Genomic DNA, 20,605 nt, shown 5'->3' with positions numbered 1-20,605 from the left:
CCCCCCCCCCCCCCCCCCCCCCCCCCCCCCCCCCCCCCCCCCCCCCCCCCCCCCCCCCCGACCCCATCACGCTCGACGCGGGCCAGACCGTGCGCGTCACGCGACCGACCGCGCGCTTCATGTTCGGCCATCCGGCACGCCTGATCGCGTACGGCTTCGGCTCCGGCCTGTCGCCGGTCAGCCCCGGCACCGTCGGCACGCTTTACGGTTGGCTGTCGTTCGTGGTGATCTCGATGTGGGTGGACCCCGCCACCGATCCCCTGACCTGGCTCTGGATCATCGTGGGGAGCTTCCTGGCCGGCCTGTGGGCGTGCCAGCGCACGGCGCGCGACATGGGCGTCTTCGACCATGGCAGCATGGTCTGGGACGAGATCGTCGCGTTCTGGATCGTGCTGCTGTTCGTCATGCCGACGGGCTTCTGGGGGCAGTTCGCCGCCTTCCTGTGGTTCCGGCTCTTCGATATCGCCAAGCCCGCGCCGATCCGCTACTACGACCGCACGCTGAAGGGTCCGGGCCTGATGGGCGCGTTCGGCGTGATGTTCGACGACGTGCTCGCCGCGTTCTACACGCTGCTCGTCTTCGCGCTGTGGCGTTCGCTCTGAACGCCTCCCCGGTACTTTATTCCCTGCCGATTTCACGACCATGTCCGTCAGTCGCCTGCTCGACCAACTTGCCGTCCAGATCGGCGTGGCGCTTTCCGAGCGCTCGCTGATGCTTGCCACCGCCGAATCCTGCACGGGCGGGCTCGTGTCGGCCGCCATTACCGACATCTCGGGCTCCTCGGGCTGGTTCGAGCGGGGCTTCGTCACCTACTCGAACGAGGCCAAGAGCACGATGATCGGGGTGCCGGCCAAGCTGATCCGCGACCATGGCGCGGTCAGCGAGGAAGTGGCGCATGCCATGGCCGAGGGTGCGCTGCTCAACAGCCGGGCGCAGGTATCGCTATCGATCACCGGCGTGGCGGGTCCCGGCGGCGGGACCGCCGAGAAGCCGGTCGGCATGGTCTGTTTCGGCTGGAGCAATCGCATTACCACGCTGACCGCGACCCAGCGCTTCCGCGGCGATCGCGGTCAGATTCGCCGGCAGGCGGCGGAGCATGCGTTGCGGGGACTGCTGGAATTGATTCGGAACGAAGCGTAAGACCAGGGGGGCAATAACGCCCCCCTTTTTTCATGATCAACCGTGACGGTAGCGGTTGATCGTGTCGCGCGTCTGCGTCGCGACCTTGCGGGCGGCCGCCGCAAAGTCCTTGTCGCGGCTTGCGTAGAGGATGGCGCGCGACGAATTGATCATCATGCCGGTGCCGTCCGCCGTGCGGCCGGCCTTTACCGTGGCTTCGATATCGCCGCCCTGCGCGCCGATGCCGGGAATCAGCAGCGGCATATCGCCGACGATCTGGCGCACGCGCGCGATTTCGGCCGGGAACGTCGCGCCGACCACGAGGCCCATCTGGCCATTGGTATTCCAGCGCTCGCGCGCGGACTCGGCCACCACCTGATACACGGGCTTGCCGTCCACCTGCAGAAACTGCACGTCGGATCCCCCCGCATTGGACGTGCGGCACAGCACGATCACGCCGCGGCCCGGATGGGCAAGGTACGGCTCCATCGAGTCGAAGCCCATGTACGGGCTCACGGTCACCGCGTCCGCCTTGTAGCGCTCGAACGCTTCGATCGCGTAATGCTCGGCCGTGGAGCCGATATCGCCGCGCTTGGCGTCGAGCACCACGGGGATCCCCGGATGCGCGTCGTGGATATATTCGATCAGCTGCTCGAGCTGGTCCTCGGCACGCTGCGAGTGAAAATACGCGATCTGCGGCTTGTACGCGCAGACGAGGTCGGCCGTGGCATCGACGATTTCACGGCAGAACGAAAAGATCGCGCCGCCCGCGCCCGTGAGAGACATCGGCAGCTTGGCGGGATCGGGGTCCAGGCCGACGCACAGCAGGGAATCGTTGCGCTGCCATGCGGCGGACAGCTGCTCGGTGAAGGTCATGGGAGACTCGATATCAGGATGACGCCAGGGTCGTTGCCGTCAATTCTACCGCCGCGTGCTATGGTTGGCGTCAAGTTGGCGTCAAGATGGCGTCGAACCCGCCGTCCCGCCCTCCTCGATAACAAGACAAGCGCAAGCTGCGGCATGCCGCCAAGCGCCCGCCCGCCCATGACTCTGGACCGCCGCGGTCTCACCCTCCTCGTCATTCTCACGCTCGCCTGGGGCATCAACTGGCCCGTCATGAAGATCGGCGTGGCCCATTTCCCGGCCCTCGGGTTCCGCCTGCTCTGCATGGCCGGCGGCGTCGTGGCGCTGGGCGTGGCATTGCGCCTGCGCGGCGAATCGCTCGCGGTGCCGCGCGCGGCCTGGGGCACCGTGGTCAAGCTCGCGATTCCAAACATGGTCGTGTGGCACCTGCTGGCCATCTGCGCGGTCAAGATGCTCTCTTCGGGCCGCGCGGCCATCCTCGGCTACACGATGCCGATCTGGGCCGTGGTCTGGGGCCTGCTGCTGTTCCGCGAGCGCATCGCGCTGTCCGCGTGGTTCGGCATCGGCTGCGCGCTCGTCGGCACGATCCTGCTGCTGTCGGGCGAGATCGCCGCGATCACCGGCAGCCCGATGGGCACGCTGCTGATGCTTTGCGCGGCCGCGGGCTGGGGCTTCGGTACGCAGTTGATGAAGCGGACGCAGATCGATGTACCGATCGGCGCGCTCACGTTCTGGATGCTGGTGGTCGCGCTGCCCTTCCTTCTGGCGGGCTCGCTGCTGCTGGAATCGGGATGGCGCATGCCCAACGCCATCGAATGGACGGCTATCGGCTACAACGCCGTGGTGGTGTTCGCCTATTGCCATCTGGTCTGGTTCGCGCTCGCGCGCAGCCTGCCGCCCGTGGTGTCCAGCCTGTCGATCATGTTCATCCCGGTGGTCGGCGTATTCTCGGGCATGCTGATGCTCGGCGAGCGCCCGCACTGGCAGGACTACGCGGCCATCGTGCTGATGTTCGCGGCCCTGTCGAGCGTGATGCTGGGGCCGTCGCTGCGCCGGCACCGCTGAGCCAAATTTCGGCCAGATTTCGCTTAACAAGCCCCCCTGCGTTGGGCTACACTCGCGGCCATCAGAATCCCGGGAAACCCATTTCCCGACTAGGTAGCGATCGAGTATCGAATCAGCGTCGAGACAGCGTCGACACGGCGTCATCAGTTACAAGGAATCACGGATGATCAACCTGTTCGTCCTCCAGAAAGGACGGCTTGCCCAGGAGCAGGTCGACGAACGCAACGAGCTGCTGCAGCACAAGCCGATCTGGATCGACGTCGTCAGCCCTGACGACGAAGAGCTCGCGTGGATCAAGGAAGCCTACGGGGTAGTGCTGCCCGAGCTCGAAGACCTTGGCGACCTTGAAGCGTCCGCCCGCTATTTCGAGGGCGAGGACGAGAATATCCACATTCGCACGGATTTCCTGCTCGACGAGGAAGGCACCTCGCGCAACGTGCGCGTGGCCTTCGTGCTCACGCGCGATGTCGTGTTCTCGATTCACGACGAAGACCTGCCCGTGTTCCGCCTCGTGCGGCTGCGCGCGCGCATGCGGCCCGGTTCGGTGCGTAATGCGAAGGACGTGCTGATGGATCTCTACGCGACCGATGCCGAGTATTCGGCGGACTCGATCGAGGAGATCTATGAACGGCTCGAGGAAGCGAGCCGCCGCGTGCTTGCGGAGAACGTGACCGATGCCGCCGCGGCCGACGTGCTCGAGATGATCGCGCGCGAGGAAGACTTGAACGGCCGCATTCGCCGCAACGTCATGGATACGCGCCGCGCGGTGTCCTTCCTGATGCGCAGCCAGATGTTATCGGCCGAGCAGCAGGACGAGGCGCGGCAGATCCTGCGCGATATCGACTCGATCGAGAACCACACGGCGTTCCTGTTCGACAAGATCAACTTCCTGATGGATGCGACCGTCGGTTTCATCAACATCAACCAGAACAAGATCATCAAGCTGTTCTCGGTGGTGTCGGTGGCACTGATGCCGCCCACGCTGATCGCGAGCATCTACGGCATGAACTTCAAGATCATGCCCGAGCTCGACTGGGCCGCGGGGTATCCGTGGGCGATCGGGCTCATGGCGGTTTCGGCCGCCGTGCCCCTGATCTATTTCCGTCGGAAGGGCTGGCTCGGCTAGTCAGGCAGCGTCGCGGCGCCCATACGGCGCGCGATGATGCCGGCCTTGACGCGGAAGTTCACGCGCACATTGGCGCAATACGCCTTCTTGTCGAAGCATTTCGGCGCGGGCAATGCCGCCGCGAGGCGCGCGGCCTGCCCCACGCCGAGCTTCGACGCGCTCGTCTTGAAGTAATGCTGCGCGGCCGCCTCGGCGCCGAACACGCCCTCGCCCCACTCCACCGAATTCAGGTAGATCTCGAAAATGCGCTGCTTGTCGAGCCAGAACTCGAGCATCCACGTGATGGCGAGCTCCTGGCCCTTCCGCAGGTAGTTCTGCTCGGACGAGAGAAACAGGTTCTTCGCGAGCTGCTGCGTGATCGTGGAACCGCCACGCACGATATGGCCGCGCTGCTTGTTGCGCTCCCACGCATCGAGCATCGCGTCCAGTTCGTAGCCGGGGTGATTGACGAAGTCCGCGTCCTCGCTCGCGATGACCGCGCGCTTGAGATTGCGCGAGATATCGTCGTAGCGGACCCATTGATGGTCCAGCGAGCAGCTCCAGACATTGAAGCCACACAGGCGCCATTGCTCGGCGCGCATAAACGAGGACGACGACGGATTGATGTACTGCCAGCTCGCGATCTGCAGGAAGAAATACAGCTGCATGGCGAGCACGCCCGCCAGCAGGCATCCGCACACATACCCGAGCCAGCGCATCTCGCGTGCGCTCAGCGGGCGCGATTGACCTGCACGTCGGCTTGCGCCTCGGCCAGCAGACTCGCGCGCAGCGCCGCCAGCACGGGCGCCGTCTTCGGCCGCACGCCACGCCAGTTGTAGAACGCCTCCGCGGCCTGCTCGACGAGCATCCCCAGCCCATCGCTGGTGCGCGCGCCGCATTGCGCGGCGTAGGCAAGAAACACCGTCGGTGCCGCGCCGTACATCATGTCGTAGGCCAGCACATCGGGACCGAGCAGAAACCCGGGCACAGGCGGCACCTCGCCCTGCAGGCTGCTGGCCGACGCGTTGATCACCACATCGCAGGCCTCGTCCTCGGACAGGCCTTCCAGCGCATCGAGACCGCCGCCCCAGAGTTCGACGTTGAACTGATTGCCCGCTTCCGCGAACGCCTCGAGCATGTCGCTCGCGCGCGCGGCCGTGCGGTTGGCCACGACGATCCGGTCCGGACGGCATTCGATCAGCGGCAGCATCGCGCCCATGGCGGCGCCGCCGGCGCCCAGCAGCAGGATGCGACGGCCTTCGAGCAGCGTATCGAGCGTGTCCTGGATATCGCGCACGAGGCCGATGCCGTCGGTATTGTCGCCATGGATCAGTCCATCCTCGATCCACATCGTGTTCACCGCGCCCGCCGCCGCCGCGCGGTCGGTCAGGCGGTCCGCCATGTCGTGCGCCTCGATCTTGAACGGCGTGGTGACGTTGCAGCCGTAGCCGCCCTCGGCAAAGAACTGGCGCACCGTGTCGGCAAACCCGTCGAGCGGCGCGAGCAGGCGGTCGTACTGCACCGCTTCGCCGGTCTGGCGCGCGAAGGCGGCGTGAATGGCCGGCGAGCGGCTATGCGCCACCGGGTTGCCGATCACGACATAGCGGTCGGCCTGAGTCTGGGAGTCTGTCATCAGCGCGGCTGCAGCCGGACATCGAGTCCGCTGCGCGAAAACTTGAACGTGGAAATGACCTCGAGGATGTCCTGGCGAGCCATCATTTCCGGGGAAAATTGCCCGAACGGGGCCGCCGCGCGCACGATGGCCACGGCCTGGCGGTCGAGCGCGGGATCGCCCGAGCTCTTGGCCACGTCGATCGCCTCGACGTTGTAGCCGTCACGGTTGTAGCCCAGCTTGCCGGTGCGGTTCACGTTGATCACGAGGATCAGCTGGCCGTAGATCGGCTTGCCGTTGCGCTGCGGGAAATCGCTCGTGCCGCGCGCTTCGATCTTGCGGCGCAGGCGATCGTAATACTGTGCGTACTCCACGCCCTGCGCGCTCGTCGCCGTCAGCTGCATGCGCTTGGGACGCTTGGCGTAATGCTCGAGATTCTTGCCGATCTCGGCCTCGAGCTTGGCCATCTCGTCGGTGCTCGTGCGCTCGTCCTGGCCGCGCTGGAGCGGATCCACGCGCTGCTCGCCGGGCTTGAGGGGCTGGCTGCGCACCGACGGCGCGGGCTCGCGAGCCTGCGTCATCAGACGCTGCTGTTCCTGCTCGAGCAGTTCCACGCGGCGCTGCACCTGCCGCACGAGGTCGCCATCCTTGGACTCGGTCTGCGCGGGCAGCGGCGTGGTGGCGCGCTGCACGTCGTGATCGCCGCCGCCGTCGAGGTTGGCCTGCGCCAGCACGGTCGGGTTGCGCGGCTTGTCGGCCGACTTCGAGTTGACCAGCACCACGTCGAGCATCGGATCGGAGCGCTTGATCTCGAAGACTTCCGGCGCGGCGATGCGGACCGTCAGCAGCACCGCGTGGATCAGCACCGAGACGACGAGCGCCTTGACCAGCGTGCTGCGGGATTGCCACCATTGGCGCAGCAGGCGCTGAGGACGCTGAGGTCCCGACGGGCGGGGAGCGGCGAGGGTGGCGTTCACGGTCTGTGACGGTTGGCTGGAAGCGGTTGGCGGGCAGACTGGATTGTAAGGGAGCCAACCGCTTTTCCGAAGCGATCAGGGCGCTGGCGAAGGGGGGGTGTCGCGCGTTGCCGACGCCTCGGCACCGGGGTCGGTCTCGCCCCCGGCGGCTGCCTCGTCCTGCACTTCCGGCGCCCCCTCCACGGTCCCTTCCCTGGTCCCCTCGGCGGCCTCCTCGGCGGCCTGCTGCGCGGCGGCCTCGGCGGCGTCCTCGGCGGACTCCTCCGCGGTCTCCTCATCGGCCTCGAGGTCCTCCTCGGGCACCGCGTCGCCGGCGAACACTTCCAGCACGCGGCACGACACCTCGAGCGAAATCTCGTCGGTGGTCGCGATCTCGAGCATCACCTGCGTGCCGCGCGAAGCCTGCGCGAGCTCGGGCACGCGCGTGACCAGCGGAATCTCGGCAAAACGCACCGCGCCATCCTTGAGCACCGCGGCGAGCATGCGGTCGCGCGTCTCCTGCGCGAGCCAGCGCAGGCACCAGTAGCGTTCCATCGTCGACTGGTGGTCGGCATAGGCCGCGTAGGTGCCCTCGAAGTCGGCAACGGCCGCGAGCAGGTCGGCATCCTTCGGCTTGAACGGCGCCACGAGCTTGGCGGTCACCCCATGCTGCGCCACCGCGATGATCTGCCATTGGTTGACCAGATCGACGTAACGGCGCAGCGGCGAGGTGCTCCACGCATACTGCGCGACGCCGAGCCCCTCGTGCGGCGCGGGGTACGTCTGCATGCGCGTGCGATGCATGCCCCAGGCCTTCTGCGTGCGGTAGATGCCGGGCACGCCATGATCGGCCAGCAGCTTGCCCCACGTGCTGTTGGCCAGGATCATCAGCTCCGCCACGATCTTGTCGAGCGGCGATCCGCGCTTGCGCTGCTCGATGCGCACGCGTTCGCTGCCGTCAGCGAGCGTATCGATATAGAAGCTGTAGTCGGCGCGGTTGTGGGACTCGGGGCGCAGGCCGCTCGCGAGGCGCGCCTTCTGGCGCTCGTCGTGGAGGAAGCCCGCAAAGTGATACAGCTGCGTGAGCGCTTCGCGGAACGGGTAGTCGCCCGTCCCGTTGGCCAGCGCGGCCTCGGTCACGATGTCCTCGAGCAGGTTGTGGCGCAGGTTGGCGGCGATGGGCACGCGCTCGGCGCGCGTCTCGCTGCCGACGATCAGCGGCTGGCCGCCCTCGGCGCCCTGCATATCGACCGTGACATATAGCGACAGCGCGGGGCACGTGCGGCCCTCCTGCAGCGTGTAACGCTCGACCACCGCATCGGGCAGCATCGTGATCTTGTCGCCGGGGAAGTACACCGTCGACAGGCGCTGACGCGCGATGGCGTCGAGCGCGTCGCCACGCTGGATACCGAGTGCCGGCGCGGCGATATGCACGCCGATGCGCAGCTTGCCGTCGGGGAGCGTCGTGACCGACAGCGCATCGTCGATCTCGGTCGTGGTCACGTCGTCGATGGAGAACGCCTGCACGTCCGCCAGCGGCAGGTCGCCGGACGGCTCGGGGACGGTCACGTCGGGGAAGCCGGTGCCCTTGGGGAAGCATTCGGCGAGGAACTTCGCCTCGTGCAGCGCGCGCGGGCTCGCGATGCCGCCCACGGCGACCATCAGCCGCATCGGCGTCATGCCGAGCGCCGTGCACGCGGCGTCCATCGCCTTGTATTCGAGGCTGTTCTTGTCGGGCCGGAACAGCAGTTGCAGCACCTTGCCGCGGAACGATTCCGGCAGCGTCAGCGCCTTGAGCTGGGCCTCGTACTCGGCCTGCACGAGCGCCTGCTGCTTCTTGCGCTCGAGCGCGGCGAGCGCGGCCTTGAGCTGGTCTTCGGGCGCGCGCTGGTAGCGGCCGCGACCCTTGCGGCGGAAATAGACCGGATTGCCGTGCAGGGCCATCGCGAGCGCGGCCTGCTTCACGACGTCGGCACCGGCGCCGTAGTACTCGCCCGCGAGATCGGCGAAGCCGAACTCGTCGGCCGGCGCACATTCCCAGAGGAAATCGAGGTCGATCTCGGCCGCGAGGTCGCCGGTCTGCCGCACGAGTTCGATCGCCGACGGCTGAGCAAACTGCAACAGCACGTCGCGCGACTTGACCTTGGTCCGCTTGCCTGCGGGCAACTCGACCTGGTAGGCCTCACCCTGCTGGGCGAGCACGGTGCCGGCGCGAATTTCGCCGCCTTCTTCGAACAACAACTGCATGGATCGGTACTTTCAGAAATGCCGGGACACCGCACCGGGCGCGAGGAGGGGGGAGCGGGCAATGATACCGCACCGCCGTCGTCACACTCCCGTGACGGTGCCCCGGCCGGATTCGGGGCGATGGCTCAGGGACCGCTTACGGACGGCGCACGGGCGCCGGCCGCGACTGGAGATCGGGCAGGAAGACTTCGGTAACGAGCATGGCGCCGCCGCCGCGATGGAACACGGATCGCCGCGCGGGCAGCATCGGCGTCCGCGCCAGATCGGGCAGCACGCGGCGCATGGCCACGCGCATCGGATGATCGGGCCGCAGCCGCGCGAATTCGAACGGCGTGCGCGACACGCGCGGATCCACGAACAGCCGGCCGCCGAGCGGACGCTCGCCGAGCCCGCGCAGGAACGGCCAGTCCCGGCGCGCATGGCGCGCCATCACCACGGTATGGGCGTAGATGGCCGTCTCGTCGTCGCAGACCAGCATGACTTCGCGCGTGAGCACGGGCGCGGGCGCCGGCAGGCCGAGCGCCTGCCATTCGTCGGCATAGGGCATGGCCAGCCGCTGCGCGAGGCGCGTCACGCGGAACCGCGACGACGCCGAGACCAGCCGCGCGGTCAGCGACCCGGCGTCGCCGGTCACCCAGCGCCGCAGGTTCGGGGAAATGGTCGCATCGTAGGGCAGATGGGCCTGCCACGCGCCGCCGCCGCGGCGCGCGTGCCGTTGGAGCGGCCCCGTCATGCTGCGGGCCGATAGCCGCAGAAGGCCAGCACATCGTCGACGTAGTCGGCGAATTCGCTGATGCCATGGTCGCTACCCTCGATGATGCGGACCTGCGCGCCCGGATACGCGGCCACCATCTCGCGATAGTCGAGCACTTCGTCGCCGGTCGCGGCAAGCAGGTAGTAGCGCGCGGGATCGGTAATCGCATCGACGCGCAGGTCGAGCAGCTCCTGCAGATGATGCGGCTCCACGCGGACCGAACCGCCGCCATGCCACAAGGGCTGGTCGCCGAGGTACTTCTCGAGATCGGTCCACGGATGGATGGCCGGATTGAGCAGCACCGTGCGGCAGCCATGGCGCTCGCCGAGCCAGCGCGCATAGAAGCCGCCGAGCGACGAGCCGACGATCGCGATCTCGGTATCGCCCCCGGCGCGCGCGCCCGCGATGGCGGCCTCGGCCCGCGCGATCGCGGCGGCTGGCGATACGTCGAGCATCGGACAGGCATACGCCTTGCCGGCGCCCCATTCGCGCATGCGCTCCTGGACCAGCCGCGCCTTGAACGACTGGGGCGAGGACCGGAAGCCGTGCAGATACAGCAGCATCGTGGCTCCCTTCAGGCCAGCGCGTCGAGCAGCTTGCGATGAACGTCGCCGAAGCCGCCGTTGCTCATGACCAGCACGTGGTCGCCCGGCCGGGCGGCCGCGCGCACGGCGTCGACCAGCGCGCCGATATCCTGGAACGCCTGGGCCTTGTCGCCGAGCGGCGCGAGCGATTCGGCCAGATCCCAGCCCAGCGCGTCCTTGCCGGTCGGCGCGCCATAACCGAACACGAGGTCGGCGCCTTCGAGGCTGGCCGGCAGCTGGGCCTTCATGACGCCGAGCTTCATCGTGTTGGAGCGCGGCTCCAGCACCGCGAGGATGCGCGCCTCGCCCACCCTGCGCCGCAGGCCTTCCAGCGTGGTCTGGATCGCCGTGGGATGGTGCGCGAAATCGTCGTACACGGTCACGCCATTGGCCACGCCGCGGACTTCCATGCGGCGCTTGACGTTGGCGAAGCGCCCCAGCGACTCGATCGCGCGCGCGGGCGGCACGCCCACGTGGCGCGCGGCCGCGATGGCGGCGAGCGCGTTCATGCGGTTATGCGTGCCCTGCAGGTCCCAGATCACGGTGCCCTGCGGGGTCTCCTGCCCCTTGTCGTCGAACCAGACGTCGAAGCCGTCCTTGCCTTCCGGCACCGGCGTCGCGGCATTGCCCTCGCGCCAGTTGCCCATGCCGAACTGCTCCACCTCGCTCCAGCAGCCGCGCTCCAGCACGCGCGCGAGGCTCGGCTCGTTGCCGTTGACGACGATGCGGCCCTGCCCCGGCACCGTGCGCACGAGGTGGTGAAACTGCGTCTCGATGGCGGCCAGATCGGGGAAGATGTCGGCGTGATCGTATTCGAGGTTGTTCAGGATCGCCGTGCGCGGACGGTAGTGGACAAACTTGCTGCGCTTGTCGAAGAACGCGGTGTCGTATTCGTCGGCCTCGATCACGAAAAAGTCCGATTCGGTCAGGCGCGCGGAAATGCCGAAGTTCTGCGGCACGCCGCCCACGAGGAAGCCGGGCTCGTAGCCGGCATCCTCGAGGATCCAGCTCAGCATCGACGTGGTCGTGGTCTTGCCGTGCGTGCCGGCCACCGCGAGCACCCACTTGCCGGCAAGCACATGCTCGCCGAGCCATTGCGGGCCCGAGGTGTACGGCAGATTGCGGTCGAGGATCGCTTCCATGAGCGGATTGCCGCGCGAGACCACATTGCCGATGACGAACAGATCGGGTTCGAGCGACAGCTGGGACGGGTCGAACCCTTCGATCAGCTCGATACCCTGCGCCTCGAGCTGCGTGCTCATGGGCGGGTAGACGTTGGCATCGCAGCCGGTGACGCGATGGCCCGCCTGACGGGCGAGGACCGCGAGGCCGCCCATGAACGTGCCGCAGATGCCGAGAATGTGAATATGCATGGTGCGTCGGGGGAGAATCGGGGAAGCCCGGTGGGCGAAGAGCGGTCGATTGTACCCGCCCCCGGAAATGGTCTGAAGGCTCCGGTATCATTTCGGCATGTCCCGACGTGTCCCCACCGACCCCACCCGTCTGCGCGAGGAAATCGCGCAGGCCGCCGCGCGCATGATTGCCGAGGATGGCGCCGACTACGCCGCGGCCAAGCGCAAGGCCGCGCGCCAGCTCCTCGGCGACGTCCGCGTCGCGGGCGAATGGCTGCCCGACAACGAGACCATCGAGGCCGAGGTGCGGGCCTACCAGGCGCTGTTCCACGGCGAGAGCCAGCCGCGCATCCTCGCGCTGCTGCGCCGGGTCGCCGTGCTCGCGATGGAAGATCTGGCCGCGTTCCGCCCCTATCTGGTCGGCGCGGTGCTCAATGGCACCGCGACCGAGCACTCCGATATCTATCTGCAATGCTTCTGCGATAGTCCCAAGGATGTCGCGCTTCACCTGCTCAATGCGGGGCTCGACTTCGACACGAGCGAGTCCCGGCACTTCGGCGGCCGGGCCGACGTGGAGACGCTGAGCTTTCTCTGGCGCGGGCAATGGCCGGCGCAGCGCGAGGCCCGCCTGCTCGCGGACGAGGTCCGTTCGACGCTCGGCGCGCCCGTTGGGCTGCATATCGCGCTCTACGATGCCGACGACGAACGCGGCGCGGTCCGTGCCGATGCGAGCGGCCGGGTGGCGCGGGCGGATCTGGCCGCGGTGCACGCGCTGATCGAGGCCGGCGATCCCGCGGATCCGGCCTGACGCCGGGCTCCATCTCTTCTATATATAGTGAGTGCCGTCCATCGGCTGCCAATATGACGACTTCTCCTTCCGCCTCGACCGCCTCCCGCCGCAGCCGCCTCTGGCTCTGGATCGTGCTGGCCGTGATCGCCGCCGCCGCCGGCGCGCTGGCCAGCCATTCGGTGTTTTCGCCGAAGCCCGCCGCCGACGGCGCCGTGGAGGCGCTCTACCAGGCAAAGTTGCCCGCGCCGACCGGCGGCGAGGTCGATCTCGGCAAGCTGCGCGGCAAGACGCTGGTCGTCAATTTCTGGGCGCCATGGTGTGGCCCTTGCGTCGAGGAAATGCCCGAGCTGACGGCGCTGCATAAGGAATATGCGGCGCGCAACGTCGAGTTTGTCGGCATCGGCATCGATTCTGCCAAGAACATCGAACAATTCCTGCAGAAGGTACCCGTCGCGTATCCGCTTGCCGTCGCCGGATTCTCCGGCACCGAACTGGCGCGCAGCCTCGGCAACGCGCAGGGTGGCCTGCCTTATACGCTCGTGATCGCACCGGACGGAGCCGTCAAATTCTCCAAACTGGGGCGTGTCCACATGGAAGAACTGCGCGCCGTGCTGCCGAAGACCTGACCGTGCGGATAGACCGAAGCGAGCCCAAAACGCGATCTCGCTGCTAATTTCGCACAACCGCCCCCGATCCGCGCCGAATGCGTATGGATCGAGGCAAAGAAGCGCCGCCGGGGGCGCAAAAACGACGAAAGTGCGCCGAAAGGCGCCTCTGCCCCAGGGGTCCGCTGTATCCCACGCTAGACAAATCCCTCTAAGCTACGGTAATCTCCGCGCAATTTCGTTGATCTGGTCGAGGTACTGTGACGCCGAACGTGTCCGCAAACCGCTCCGCTGGCCCCGCTTCCCGCTACCGCAAGGTGCTGGTCCTGCACGGGCCGAACCTCAATTTGCTGGGGACGCGCGAGCCGGAGACGTACGGACACACGACGCTCGCCGATATCGATGAAGCGCTGGCCAGGCGCGCGAGCGAAACGGGACTGGACCTGCAGACGTTCCAGTCCAATCACGAAGGCGCGCTCGTGGACCGCATCCAGGCGGCGCGCACCGAAGGCGTCGACTTCATCATCATCAACCCGGCCGCGTACACGCATACCAGCGTGGCACTGCGCGACGCGCTGGCCGGGGTGGCGATTCCGTTCGTCGAGGTCCACCTCTCGAACGTGCATCGCCGCGAGCCGTTCCGTCATCACTCCTATTTCTCCGATCAGGCGGTGGGGGTGATCTGCGGACTGGGCTGGCAGGGGTACCTGCTGGCGCTCGATTACGTGCTCGCACAGGAAGCGGCCGCGCCGAAAGGCTAGCCCGCAACGACGCATTTGACGACAAGGCGCCATGGCGACCGCCAGGCGCCTTTGTCATGGACGATTCCCCGCCGCCCTGCGCGCAACCCGCGCAATGGCGACCGGACAACCCGATTCTGGAGGACAAGAAGATGGACTTGCGCAAGCTTAAGACGCTGATCGACCTGGTGGCCGAATCCGGCATCTCGGAGCTGGAAGTGACCGAAGGCGACGGCAAGGTGCGCATCGTGAAGGCACCGCCGCAGGTCGTGGCACCGATCGCCATGCCGCAGATGCAGGCGCTGCCGGCCGCGCCGGGCGCTCCCGCCGCGGCTGCCGCCCCGGCCGCCGAAGCCGCGCCCGCCGCGCCGCAAGTGCCGGCTGGCCACGTGGTGACGTCGCCGATGGTCGGCACGTTCTACCGCGCGCCGTCCCCGGGTGCCTCGGCATTCGTCAACGTCGGCGACGCGGTCAAGGAAGGCCAGACCGTCTGCATCATCGAAGCCATGAAGCTGCTCAACGAAATCGAGTGCGACAAGGCTGGCGTCATCAAGGAAATCCTGGTCGAGAACGGCCAGGCCGTGGAATACGGCCAGCCGCTGTTCGTCATCGGCTGATGCGCACCGGGCCGGCGCCGCCGGCCGCGAGCCCCTCCCGCGCCGCCTCCGGCCACGCGCGGGCTCGCTTCTGTTCTCGCAGAGAGAGACCATGTTTGAAAAAATTCTGATCGCGAACCGCGGCGAAATCGCGCTTCGCATCCAGCGCGCCTGCCGCGAGCTGGGCATCAAGACCGTGGTGGTGTACTCGGAAGCCGACAAGGAAGCCAAGTACGTCAAGCTTGCCGACGAAGCCGTCTGTATCGGCCCGGCACCCTCGCCGCTGTCGTACCTGAACATGCCCGCCATCATCTCGGCGGCGGAAGTCACGGACGCCCAGGCCATCCACCCGGGTTACGGCTTCCTGTCCGAGAACGCGGACTTTGCCGAACGCGTCGAGAAGTCGGGCTTCGTGTTCATCGGCCCGACCTCCGAGAGCATTCGCCTGATGGGCGACAAGGTCTCGGCCAAGCAGGCCATGATCAAGTCCGGCGTGCCCTGCGTGCCGGGTTCCGACGGCGCCCTGCCCGACGATCCGAAGGAAATCCTCGCGACCGCCCGTCGCGTGGGCTACCCCGTGATCATCAAGGCGGCGGGCGGCGGCGGTGGCCGCGGCATGCGCGTGGTGCACACCGAGGCCGCGCTGATCAATGCGGTCAACATGACCCGCGAGGAAGCCGGACGCGCGTTCGGCAACCCCGAGGTGTACATGGAGAAGTTCCTCGAGAACCCGCGCCACGTCGAGATCCAGATCCTGGCCGACGAGCACCGGCAGGCCATCTGGCTGGGCGAACGCGACTGCTCGATGCAGCGCCGCCACCAGAAGGTCATCGAGGAAGCACCGGCACCGCACATCCCGCGCCGCCTGATCGAGCGCATCGGCGACCGCTGCGCCGAGGCATGCAAGAAAATCGGCTATCGTGGCGCCGGCACGTTCGAGTTCCTGTACGAGAACAACGAGTTCTATTTCATCGAAATGAACACGCGCGTGCAGGTGGAGCATCCGGTCACGGAACTGATCACCGGCATCGATATCGTGCAGGAACAGATTCGCATCGCGTTCGGCGAGAAGCTCCGTTTCCGCCAGAAGGACGTGCAGCTGCGCGGCCACGCGATCGAATGCCGTATCAACGCCGAAGACCCGTTCAAGTTCACGCCGTCGCCTGGACGCATCACCGCATGGCATATGCCGGGCGGTCCTGGTGTGCGCGTCGACTCGCACGCGTATGATGGCTACTTCGTGCCGCCCAACTACGATTCGATGATCGGCAAGATCATCACGTACGGCGCCACGCGGGAGCAGGCCATCGCCCGCATGCGCATCGCGCTGTCGGAGATGGTCGTGGACGGCATTCTGACCAACGTGCCGCTGCACCGTGACCTGATGCTGGACGCCAACTTCGTCGAAGGCGGCACCAGCATCCATTATCTGGAACACCGCCTGGCCCAGAAGGCCGTGGCCAAGGGCGAGAAGGCCTGAGGCCGTAGGCATCGCTGCAAGGGAGAGCCGTGGCTTTTCAGGAATGTGTGATCGAGGTTGCCCAGGATCAGGCCGAAGCCTGGTCCGACGCCCTGTTCGATCTGGGTGCGCTGTCGGTGTCGGTGGAAGACGCCGATGCCGACACGCCCGATGAAAAGCCGCTGTTCGGCGAACCGGGGCTGGAACCCACGCGCCTCGCGTGGGACCGCTCGCGGGTGGTCGCGCTGTTTGGCGACGACGTCGATCCCGCGCTTGCGCTGGCCGCCGCGGCCAATGCGCTCGGCGTGAGCCCCGTGCCCGCGCATGCATTGCGCGCGGTGGAGGATCAGGACTGGGTGCGCCTCACGCAATCCCAGTTCGAGCCCATTCGCGTGGGCGAGAAATTATGGGTCGTGCCGTCCTGGCATGACGCGCCCGAGCCCGATGCCGTGGTGCTGGAACTCGATCCGGGCCTGGCGTTCGGCACCGGCAGCCATCCGACCACGCGTCTCTGCATGCAGTGGCTCGAGCAGCATCTGCATCGCGGCGAGACCGTGCTCGACTACGGCTGCGGCTCCGGCATCCTTGCGATCGTCGCGAAGAAGCTCGGCGCGGGCGACACGCTTGGCATCGACATCGATCCCAACGCGGTGGAAGCGTCGCGCTACAACGCCGAACGCAACCGTGTGGAAGCGCAGTTCGCGCTTCCCGAATCCGTCTCCGACGCGACCCACGACCTCGTGGTCGCCAATATTCTTTCCAATCCGCTCAAGCTGATGGCGGCGATGCTCAGTGCGCGTGTGCGCCCGGGCGGCCGCCTCGTGCTTTCGGGCGTGCTCGAGCGGCAGGCCGACGAAGTGGCCGCCGCCTATGCGCCATGGCTGCCGATGTCGGTCTGGCGCAGCGAGGAAGGCTGGGTCTGCCTGCACGGCACCCGCCCCGTCACCCACGTCTCCACGCAACCCTGAGGCCCGCCCATGGCCGCCGCCAAGCTCGTCACGCGCTGCCCGGCTTGCCGTACCGCGTTCCGGCTCGTGGCGGACCAGTTGCGTCTGCGCCAGGGCCTGGTTCGCTGCGGCCAGTGTGAAACCGTCTTCGATGCGCGCGAGCACCTGATCGAGGTGCCCGTGGCACCCGCGCGTGCCACGCCGCCGGTGACGGCCCCCTCGGCGCCGGCCGCCGGCGCGCTGACGGTGGAAGCGGCGCTTGCGCATGCCGAGCGGCGGCAGGCCGATGCGCGCGCGCAGGAGATGCAGCGACCGTTCGACCCGGGGTACGACCCGGGCTATGAGGTCCCCGCGCTCGATTCGCCGACGATGATGATGGCCGAGTCGGAGGCGATGGCCGGCTACGACGAGCCGGATACGAAGCCGGGGGCGGACGCGAAGGCGAACACGGAATCCGCGGCCCAGACGGACTCGCAAGCCAAGTCGCAAGCCGAGCCGGACGCTGGTCCGCAAGCCGAGCCGCACGCCAGTCCGAACGCCGAACCGAACGCCGAACCGCACGCCGAACCGAGCGCCGAGTCGCACGCCGGTCCGAACGCCGGTCCGAACGCCGGTCCGAACGCCGAGTCGCACGCCGGTCCAAACGCCGAGTCGCACGCCAGTCCGAACGCCGAGTCGCACGCCGGTCCGAACGCCGGTCCGAACGCCGAACCGCACGCCGAACCAAACGCCGAGTCGCACGCCGGTCCGAACGCCGAGTCACGGGCCGAGCCGCATGCCGGGTCAAGGGCCGAGCCGGATAGCGGGTCGGAAGCCGACGCCGCGCCGCAGGCAGTGTCTCGCACCGAGTCCGCGCCCGAGGCAGAGCCGGAGCCGACCCTCCCGCCCGCGGTGGCCGAGCCCGTCTTACCGCCCTCCGCCCCCTGGCCGGCCCTCGACCATGGCGCGTTCGGCGACGTGCCGCCGCCCGTGCGGACGCCGGCCCCCGCCGCGGGCATTCCGGCCGCAGGGGCATACAGTGCCAGCCCCGCGGCGGCGAGCGATCGCTTTGCCGCACCGGTCACCCCGAGCACGAGCGATCCGTTTGCGGCACCCGTCGCCCCGAGCGCGAGCAATCCGTTCGCGGCACCCGTCGCTCGGAGCGCGAGCGATCCCTCTGCCGCACCAGTCATCCCGAGCGCGAGCGATCCCTTCGGGACACCGGTCACTCCAAGCACGAGCGATCCCTTCGCGGCCCCCGTCATCCCGAGCGCGAGCGGATTCCTGCGCACGGAAACGGCCGAAGCGCGCGGCGATCACGCGTCGGCGCCCGAGGGCCTGCCCCCGGTGACCGCGACGGATGCCCCCGATTTCACCGGATTCGCCGCCCGCCCCTCCACCGCGCAGCACTGGATGGGCCGCCGCCACGACGCGCACGACAAGGGCCCGGACGCACGCAACGACGACGCGCAGTCGGGCACAGCCGATACCGAAGCGCTACAGGCCCATGACGGCCACGACGGACGCGACAGCGATGACAGTCGCGACGCGAACGCCCCGCGCACACCGGGTTTCGCCCCCGACTTCCTGCGCCACACGCGCGGCGCGCAGCGGCAGCGCGAACACAAGGTCACGCTGCCCGCGAACAAGCGCGTATTCGCACGCGTGGCCGTCGTCGTGCTCGCGGTGGGCGCATTGCTCGAAGCCACCTACCTCGCCCGCAGCCAGCTCGCCGGCACGTTCCCGGCGCTGCGCCCGGTCCTCGAGGCCGCCTGCGCGCCGCTGCATTGCGTGGTGCCGCCGTGGCGCGATCTCGACGCATTGCGCATCGATAGCTCGCAGCTGCAGAAGCAGGACGAAGCCACCGACGTCTATCAGCTCGCCGTCACGATGCGCAACCAGGGCCGCGCGACCACCGCGCTGCCCGCGATCGAACTCGTGATGACGGATCTGCAGGATCAGCTGCTGCTGCGCCGCGTGCTGCTGCCGGCCGAGTATCTGGAACCGGCGCAGCGCGCGTTTGCCACCAGCGGCCTCCGCGCGGGCACCGAGCTGCCGGTTCGGGTACGATTCCGGACACAGCAGGCGGCGGCCAACTACCGCGTGCTGATTTTCTACCCCTGAGATTGTTATCCACGAGCATCCGGCGGGCCCCAATGCGCGCCCGCGCGTAGGCATGCGGCAACGTCCGCTGCGGGCGCGTATCCGTCTCCGCATCCGTTTCCGTATCCCAATTCGAATTCAACATCAGACCAGGAGCAAACCATGAGCAACGTCACCCTCGGCGGCAACCCGATCGAAGTCGCAGGCAAGTTCCCGCAGGCCGGCGACAAGGCGGCCGACTTCAAACTCGTCGGCAAGGATCTCAAGGACGTCTCGCTCGCGGACTTCGCGGGCAAGCGCAAGGTGCTGAACATCGTCCCTAGCCTCGACACGCCCGTGTGCCAGGCGTCGGCACGCAAGTTCAACACGGCCGCGAGCGGCCTCGACAACACCGTGGTGCTGACCATCTCGGCGGACCTGCCGTTCGCGATGGGCCGCTTCTGCACGACCGAAGGCCTGGCCAACGTGGTGCCGCTGTCGCTGATGCGCGGCGGCGAGTTCAAGTCGCAGTACGGCGTGGACATCAAGACGGGCCCGCTCGCCGGCGTGACCGCGCGCGCGGTGGTGGTGCTCGACGAGAACAACACCGTCACGTACAGCCAGCTCGTGCCCGAGATCAAGGAAGAGCCGAACTACGACGCCGCGCTCGCCGCCCTCAAGTAATCGGCCTCGCGCCTTTTTTGCAATGTTGACCGCCCGGCCTCGCCGGGCAAATCTGGAGAAAGAATGGCCAGCCTGATTTGCGGCTCCGTCGCCTACGACACCATCATGACGTTCGACGGACGCTTCCGCGAACACATCCTGCCCGATCAGATTCACATGCTGAACGTCTCGTTCCTCGTGCCCGGCATGCGGCGCGAGTTCGGCGGTTGCGCGGGCAATATCGCCTACACGCTGAAGATGCTCGGCGGCGATCCGATCGTGATGGGTACCGTCGGTCAGGATGCCGGTCCGTATCTCCAGTATCTGCGCGACCTCGGCATCGGTACCGATTTCATCCTCACGCTGCCGGAGCTGTTCACCGCGCAGGCGATGATCACGACCGATCTCGACAACAACCAGATCACCGCGTTCCATCCGGGCGCGATGAGCGAGTCCCGGCAGACGAGCGTGAGCGATGCGCTCGCGGGCGGCAAGCGCCCGGCCATCGGCATCGTCGCGCCGGACAGCCGCGAGGGCATGTTGCACCACGCGCGCCAGTTCGCCGAAGCCGATATCCCGTTTATCTTCGATCTGGGCCAGGCCATGCCGCTGTTCAACGGCGAGGACCTGCGGCAGTTCATTGAACTCGCCAGCTACGTGACGGTCAATGACTACGAGGCGCAGGTGCTGCTGTCGCGCACGGCATGGACCAGCGCGGAAGTCGCCGCCAAGGTGCGCGCGTTTATCGTGACGCACGGCGAACGCGGCGCAAGCGTGTTTGCCGACGGCAAGCAGATCGCGATCCCGGCCGTTCCGGCCGAGCGCGTCGTCGATCCCACGGGCTGCGGCGACGCCTTCCGCGGTGGCCTGCTCTACGGCATCGAGAACGGTCTGGACTGGGAAACCACGGGCCGCCTCGCCTCGCTGATGGGCGCGCTCAAGATCGCGCAACAGGGTCCGCAGAACCATTGGCTGTCGCGCGAAGAGATCGGCAACCGCTTCCAGTCGGCATTCGGTTACCGCTACAGCTGAGTATCGCTTTACGGGAAATACCATGAACCACTTCACTCATCACACGACGCGCGG

21 protein-coding genes are annotated in these 20,605 nt (G+C 67.6%); 13 read left to right on the top strand and 8 right to left on the bottom strand.

Annotated elements, in window-relative coordinates; all coding sequences use genetic code 11:
- Positions 1-65 precede the first annotated feature (65 nt).
- Together AAHB16_RS29760 and AAHB16_RS29755 are read left to right on the top strand one after the other, a co-directional pair.
- Positions 66-602, top strand: coding sequence for a phosphatidylglycerophosphatase A family protein (locus AAHB16_RS29760; RefSeq protein ID WP_342052665.1), 537 nt, complete (start codon positions 66-68; stop codon positions 600-602).
- Positions 603-642: 40 nt separating this feature from the next.
- A complete protein-coding gene (locus AAHB16_RS29755) occupies positions 643-1,140 on the top strand; it encodes a CinA family protein (protein WP_150370710.1) in 498 nt (165 codons plus the stop codon).
- A gap of 36 nt (positions 1,141-1,176) precedes the next feature.
- Here the strand turns inward: AAHB16_RS29755 and pyrF are convergent, their stop codons facing one another.
- Positions 1,177-1,995, bottom strand: a complete 819-nt coding sequence (gene pyrF / locus AAHB16_RS29750; protein ID WP_150370709.1) for an orotidine-5'-phosphate decarboxylase — start codon at positions 1,993-1,995, stop codon at positions 1,177-1,179.
- Between the two features lie 168 nt (positions 1,996-2,163).
- On the opposite strand from pyrF, the gene AAHB16_RS29745 reads away from it, so the two are divergent.
- On the top strand, positions 2,164-3,048 hold the full coding sequence (locus AAHB16_RS29745) for a DMT family transporter (protein WP_150370708.1): 885 nt from the start codon (positions 2,164-2,166) through the stop codon (positions 3,046-3,048).
- A gap of 163 nt (positions 3,049-3,211) precedes the next feature.
- Positions 3,212-4,174 (top strand): magnesium/cobalt transporter CorA, encoded by a 963-nt coding sequence (corA, locus tag AAHB16_RS29740; protein ID WP_150370707.1) that lies wholly within the window; start codon positions 3,212-3,214, stop codon positions 4,172-4,174.
- On the opposite strand, the gene mtgA is transcribed toward corA, so the two are convergent.
- The 7 genes from mtgA to mpl form a co-directional block, all read right to left on the bottom strand.
- Positions 4,171-4,872 (bottom strand): monofunctional biosynthetic peptidoglycan transglycosylase, encoded by a 702-nt coding sequence (gene mtgA / locus AAHB16_RS29735; protein ID WP_150370706.1) that lies wholly within the window; start codon positions 4,870-4,872, stop codon positions 4,171-4,173. The genes corA and mtgA overlap by 4 nt on opposite strands.
- A gap of 11 nt (positions 4,873-4,883) precedes the next feature.
- Positions 4,884-5,786, bottom strand: a complete 903-nt coding sequence (gene aroE / locus AAHB16_RS29730; protein ID WP_342052663.1) for a shikimate dehydrogenase — start codon at positions 5,784-5,786, stop codon at positions 4,884-4,886.
- A complete protein-coding gene (locus AAHB16_RS29725; RefSeq protein ID WP_150370704.1) occupies positions 5,786-6,742 on the bottom strand; it encodes an energy transducer TonB family protein in 957 nt (318 codons plus the stop codon). The genes aroE and AAHB16_RS29725 overlap by 1 nt, the downstream gene beginning before the upstream one ends.
- 75 nt (positions 6,743-6,817) lie before the next feature.
- A complete protein-coding gene (locus tag AAHB16_RS29720) occupies positions 6,818-8,968 on the bottom strand; it encodes a ribonuclease catalytic domain-containing protein (RefSeq protein ID WP_342052662.1) in 2,151 nt (716 codons plus the stop codon).
- A 136-nt stretch (positions 8,969-9,104) separates the two neighbouring features.
- Entirely contained in the window at positions 9,105-9,701 is a 597-nt protein-coding gene (locus tag AAHB16_RS29715; RefSeq protein ID WP_150370702.1) for a chorismate--pyruvate lyase family protein, read from the bottom strand.
- Complete coding sequence (locus AAHB16_RS29710) at positions 9,698-10,285, bottom strand: YqiA/YcfP family alpha/beta fold hydrolase (RefSeq protein ID WP_342052661.1); 588 nt, start codon at positions 10,283-10,285, stop codon at positions 9,698-9,700. Before AAHB16_RS29710 ends, AAHB16_RS29715 begins: the two co-directional genes overlap by 4 nt.
- A gap of 11 nt (positions 10,286-10,296) precedes the next feature.
- On the bottom strand, positions 10,297-11,679 hold the full coding sequence (gene mpl / locus AAHB16_RS29705) for a UDP-N-acetylmuramate:L-alanyl-gamma-D-glutamyl-meso-diaminopimelate ligase (RefSeq protein ID WP_342052660.1): 1,383 nt from the start codon (positions 11,677-11,679) through the stop codon (positions 10,297-10,299).
- Between the two features lie 97 nt (positions 11,680-11,776).
- On the opposite strand from mpl, the gene AAHB16_RS29700 reads away from it, so the two are divergent.
- The 9 genes from AAHB16_RS29700 to AAHB16_RS29660 all read left to right on the top strand — a co-directional run bounded on the left by AAHB16_RS29700 (position 11,777) and on the right by AAHB16_RS29660 (position 20,551).
- Positions 11,777-12,466, top strand: a complete 690-nt coding sequence (locus AAHB16_RS29700; RefSeq protein ID WP_342052659.1) for a UDP-N-acetylmuramate--alanine ligase — start codon at positions 11,777-11,779, stop codon at positions 12,464-12,466.
- A 53-nt stretch (positions 12,467-12,519) separates the two neighbouring features.
- Positions 12,520-13,074, top strand: coding sequence for a TlpA family protein disulfide reductase (locus tag AAHB16_RS29695; protein ID WP_150370698.1), 555 nt, complete (start codon positions 12,520-12,522; stop codon positions 13,072-13,074).
- A gap of 251 nt (positions 13,075-13,325) precedes the next feature.
- Complete coding sequence (gene aroQ / locus AAHB16_RS29690; protein WP_342052658.1) at positions 13,326-13,814, top strand: type II 3-dehydroquinate dehydratase; 489 nt, start codon at positions 13,326-13,328, stop codon at positions 13,812-13,814.
- A gap of 131 nt (positions 13,815-13,945) precedes the next feature.
- Positions 13,946-14,410: an acetyl-CoA carboxylase biotin carboxyl carrier protein gene (accB, locus tag AAHB16_RS29685; protein ID WP_150373680.1), complete on the top strand. Its 465-nt coding sequence runs from the start codon at positions 13,946-13,948 to the stop codon at positions 14,408-14,410.
- Between the two features lie 91 nt (positions 14,411-14,501).
- Positions 14,502-15,869: an acetyl-CoA carboxylase biotin carboxylase subunit gene (gene accC / locus AAHB16_RS29680; RefSeq protein ID WP_109580095.1), complete on the top strand. Its 1,368-nt coding sequence runs from the start codon at positions 14,502-14,504 to the stop codon at positions 15,867-15,869.
- A 29-nt stretch (positions 15,870-15,898) separates the two neighbouring features.
- A complete protein-coding gene (prmA, locus tag AAHB16_RS29675) occupies positions 15,899-16,816 on the top strand; it encodes a 50S ribosomal protein L11 methyltransferase (RefSeq protein WP_150370696.1) in 918 nt (305 codons plus the stop codon).
- Between the two features lie 9 nt (positions 16,817-16,825).
- On the top strand, positions 16,826-18,898 hold the full coding sequence (locus AAHB16_RS29670; RefSeq protein WP_342052657.1) for a DUF3426 domain-containing protein: 2,073 nt from the start codon (positions 16,826-16,828) through the stop codon (positions 18,896-18,898).
- 141 nt (positions 18,899-19,039) lie between these two features.
- A complete protein-coding gene (tpx, locus tag AAHB16_RS29665) occupies positions 19,040-19,540 on the top strand; it encodes a thiol peroxidase (RefSeq protein ID WP_150370694.1) in 501 nt (166 codons plus the stop codon).
- A gap of 63 nt (positions 19,541-19,603) precedes the next feature.
- A complete protein-coding gene (locus tag AAHB16_RS29660) occupies positions 19,604-20,551 on the top strand; it encodes a carbohydrate kinase family protein (protein ID WP_150370693.1) in 948 nt (315 codons plus the stop codon).
- The last annotated feature ends 54 nt before the right edge of the window (positions 20,552-20,605 follow it).

The organism is Cupriavidus sp. OTU4054 (genome assembly GCF_038440175.1).
Classification (GTDB): domain Bacteria; phylum Pseudomonadota; class Gammaproteobacteria; order Burkholderiales; family Burkholderiaceae; genus Cupriavidus; species Cupriavidus pauculus_D.
Note: the sequence above shows the minus strand (reverse complement) of the source record. Positions and strands in the feature narration are given on the sequence as shown.

What these genes read in the sequence shown, in the direction of transcription:
- AAHB16_RS29755 (WP_150370710.1), top strand. Translation starts at nt 643, where the DNA reads ATGTCCGTCAGTCGCCTGCTCGACCAACTTGCCGTCCAGATCGGCGTG.
- pyrF (WP_150370709.1), bottom strand. Translation starts at nt 1,995, where the DNA reads ATGACCTTCACCGAGCAGCTGTCCGCCGCATGGCAGCGCAACGATTCC.
- AAHB16_RS29745 (WP_150370708.1), top strand. Translation starts at nt 2,164, where the DNA reads ATGACTCTGGACCGCCGCGGTCTCACCCTCCTCGTCATTCTCACGCTC.
- corA (WP_150370707.1), top strand. Translation starts at nt 3,212, where the DNA reads ATGATCAACCTGTTCGTCCTCCAGAAAGGACGGCTTGCCCAGGAGCAG.
- mtgA (WP_150370706.1), bottom strand. Translation starts at nt 4,872, where the DNA reads ATGCGCTGGCTCGGGTATGTGTGCGGATGCCTGCTGGCGGGCGTGCTC.
- aroE (WP_342052663.1), bottom strand. Translation starts at nt 5,786, where the DNA reads ATGACAGACTCCCAGACTCAGGCCGACCGCTATGTCGTGATCGGCAAC.
- AAHB16_RS29720 (WP_342052662.1), bottom strand. Translation starts at nt 8,968, where the DNA reads ATGCAGTTGTTGTTCGAAGAAGGCGGCGAAATTCGCGCCGGCACCGTG.
- AAHB16_RS29715 (WP_150370702.1), bottom strand. Translation starts at nt 9,701, where the DNA reads ATGACGGGGCCGCTCCAACGGCACGCGCGCCGCGGCGGCGGCGCGTGG.
- AAHB16_RS29710 (WP_342052661.1), bottom strand. Translation starts at nt 10,285, where the DNA reads ATGCTGCTGTATCTGCACGGCTTCCGGTCCTCGCCCCAGTCGTTCAAG.
- mpl (WP_342052660.1), bottom strand. Translation starts at nt 11,679, where the DNA reads ATGCATATTCACATTCTCGGCATCTGCGGCACGTTCATGGGCGGCCTC.
- AAHB16_RS29700 (WP_342052659.1), top strand. Translation starts at nt 11,777, where the DNA reads ATGTCCCGACGTGTCCCCACCGACCCCACCCGTCTGCGCGAGGAAATC.
- AAHB16_RS29695 (WP_150370698.1), top strand. Translation starts at nt 12,520, where the DNA reads ATGACGACTTCTCCTTCCGCCTCGACCGCCTCCCGCCGCAGCCGCCTC.
- accB (WP_150373680.1), top strand. Translation starts at nt 13,946, where the DNA reads ATGGACTTGCGCAAGCTTAAGACGCTGATCGACCTGGTGGCCGAATCC.
- accC (WP_109580095.1), top strand. Translation starts at nt 14,502, where the DNA reads ATGTTTGAAAAAATTCTGATCGCGAACCGCGGCGAAATCGCGCTTCGC.
- AAHB16_RS29670 (WP_342052657.1), top strand. Translation starts at nt 16,826, where the DNA reads ATGGCCGCCGCCAAGCTCGTCACGCGCTGCCCGGCTTGCCGTACCGCG.
- tpx (WP_150370694.1), top strand. Translation starts at nt 19,040, where the DNA reads ATGAGCAACGTCACCCTCGGCGGCAACCCGATCGAAGTCGCAGGCAAG.
- AAHB16_RS29660 (WP_150370693.1), top strand. Translation starts at nt 19,604, where the DNA reads ATGGCCAGCCTGATTTGCGGCTCCGTCGCCTACGACACCATCATGACG.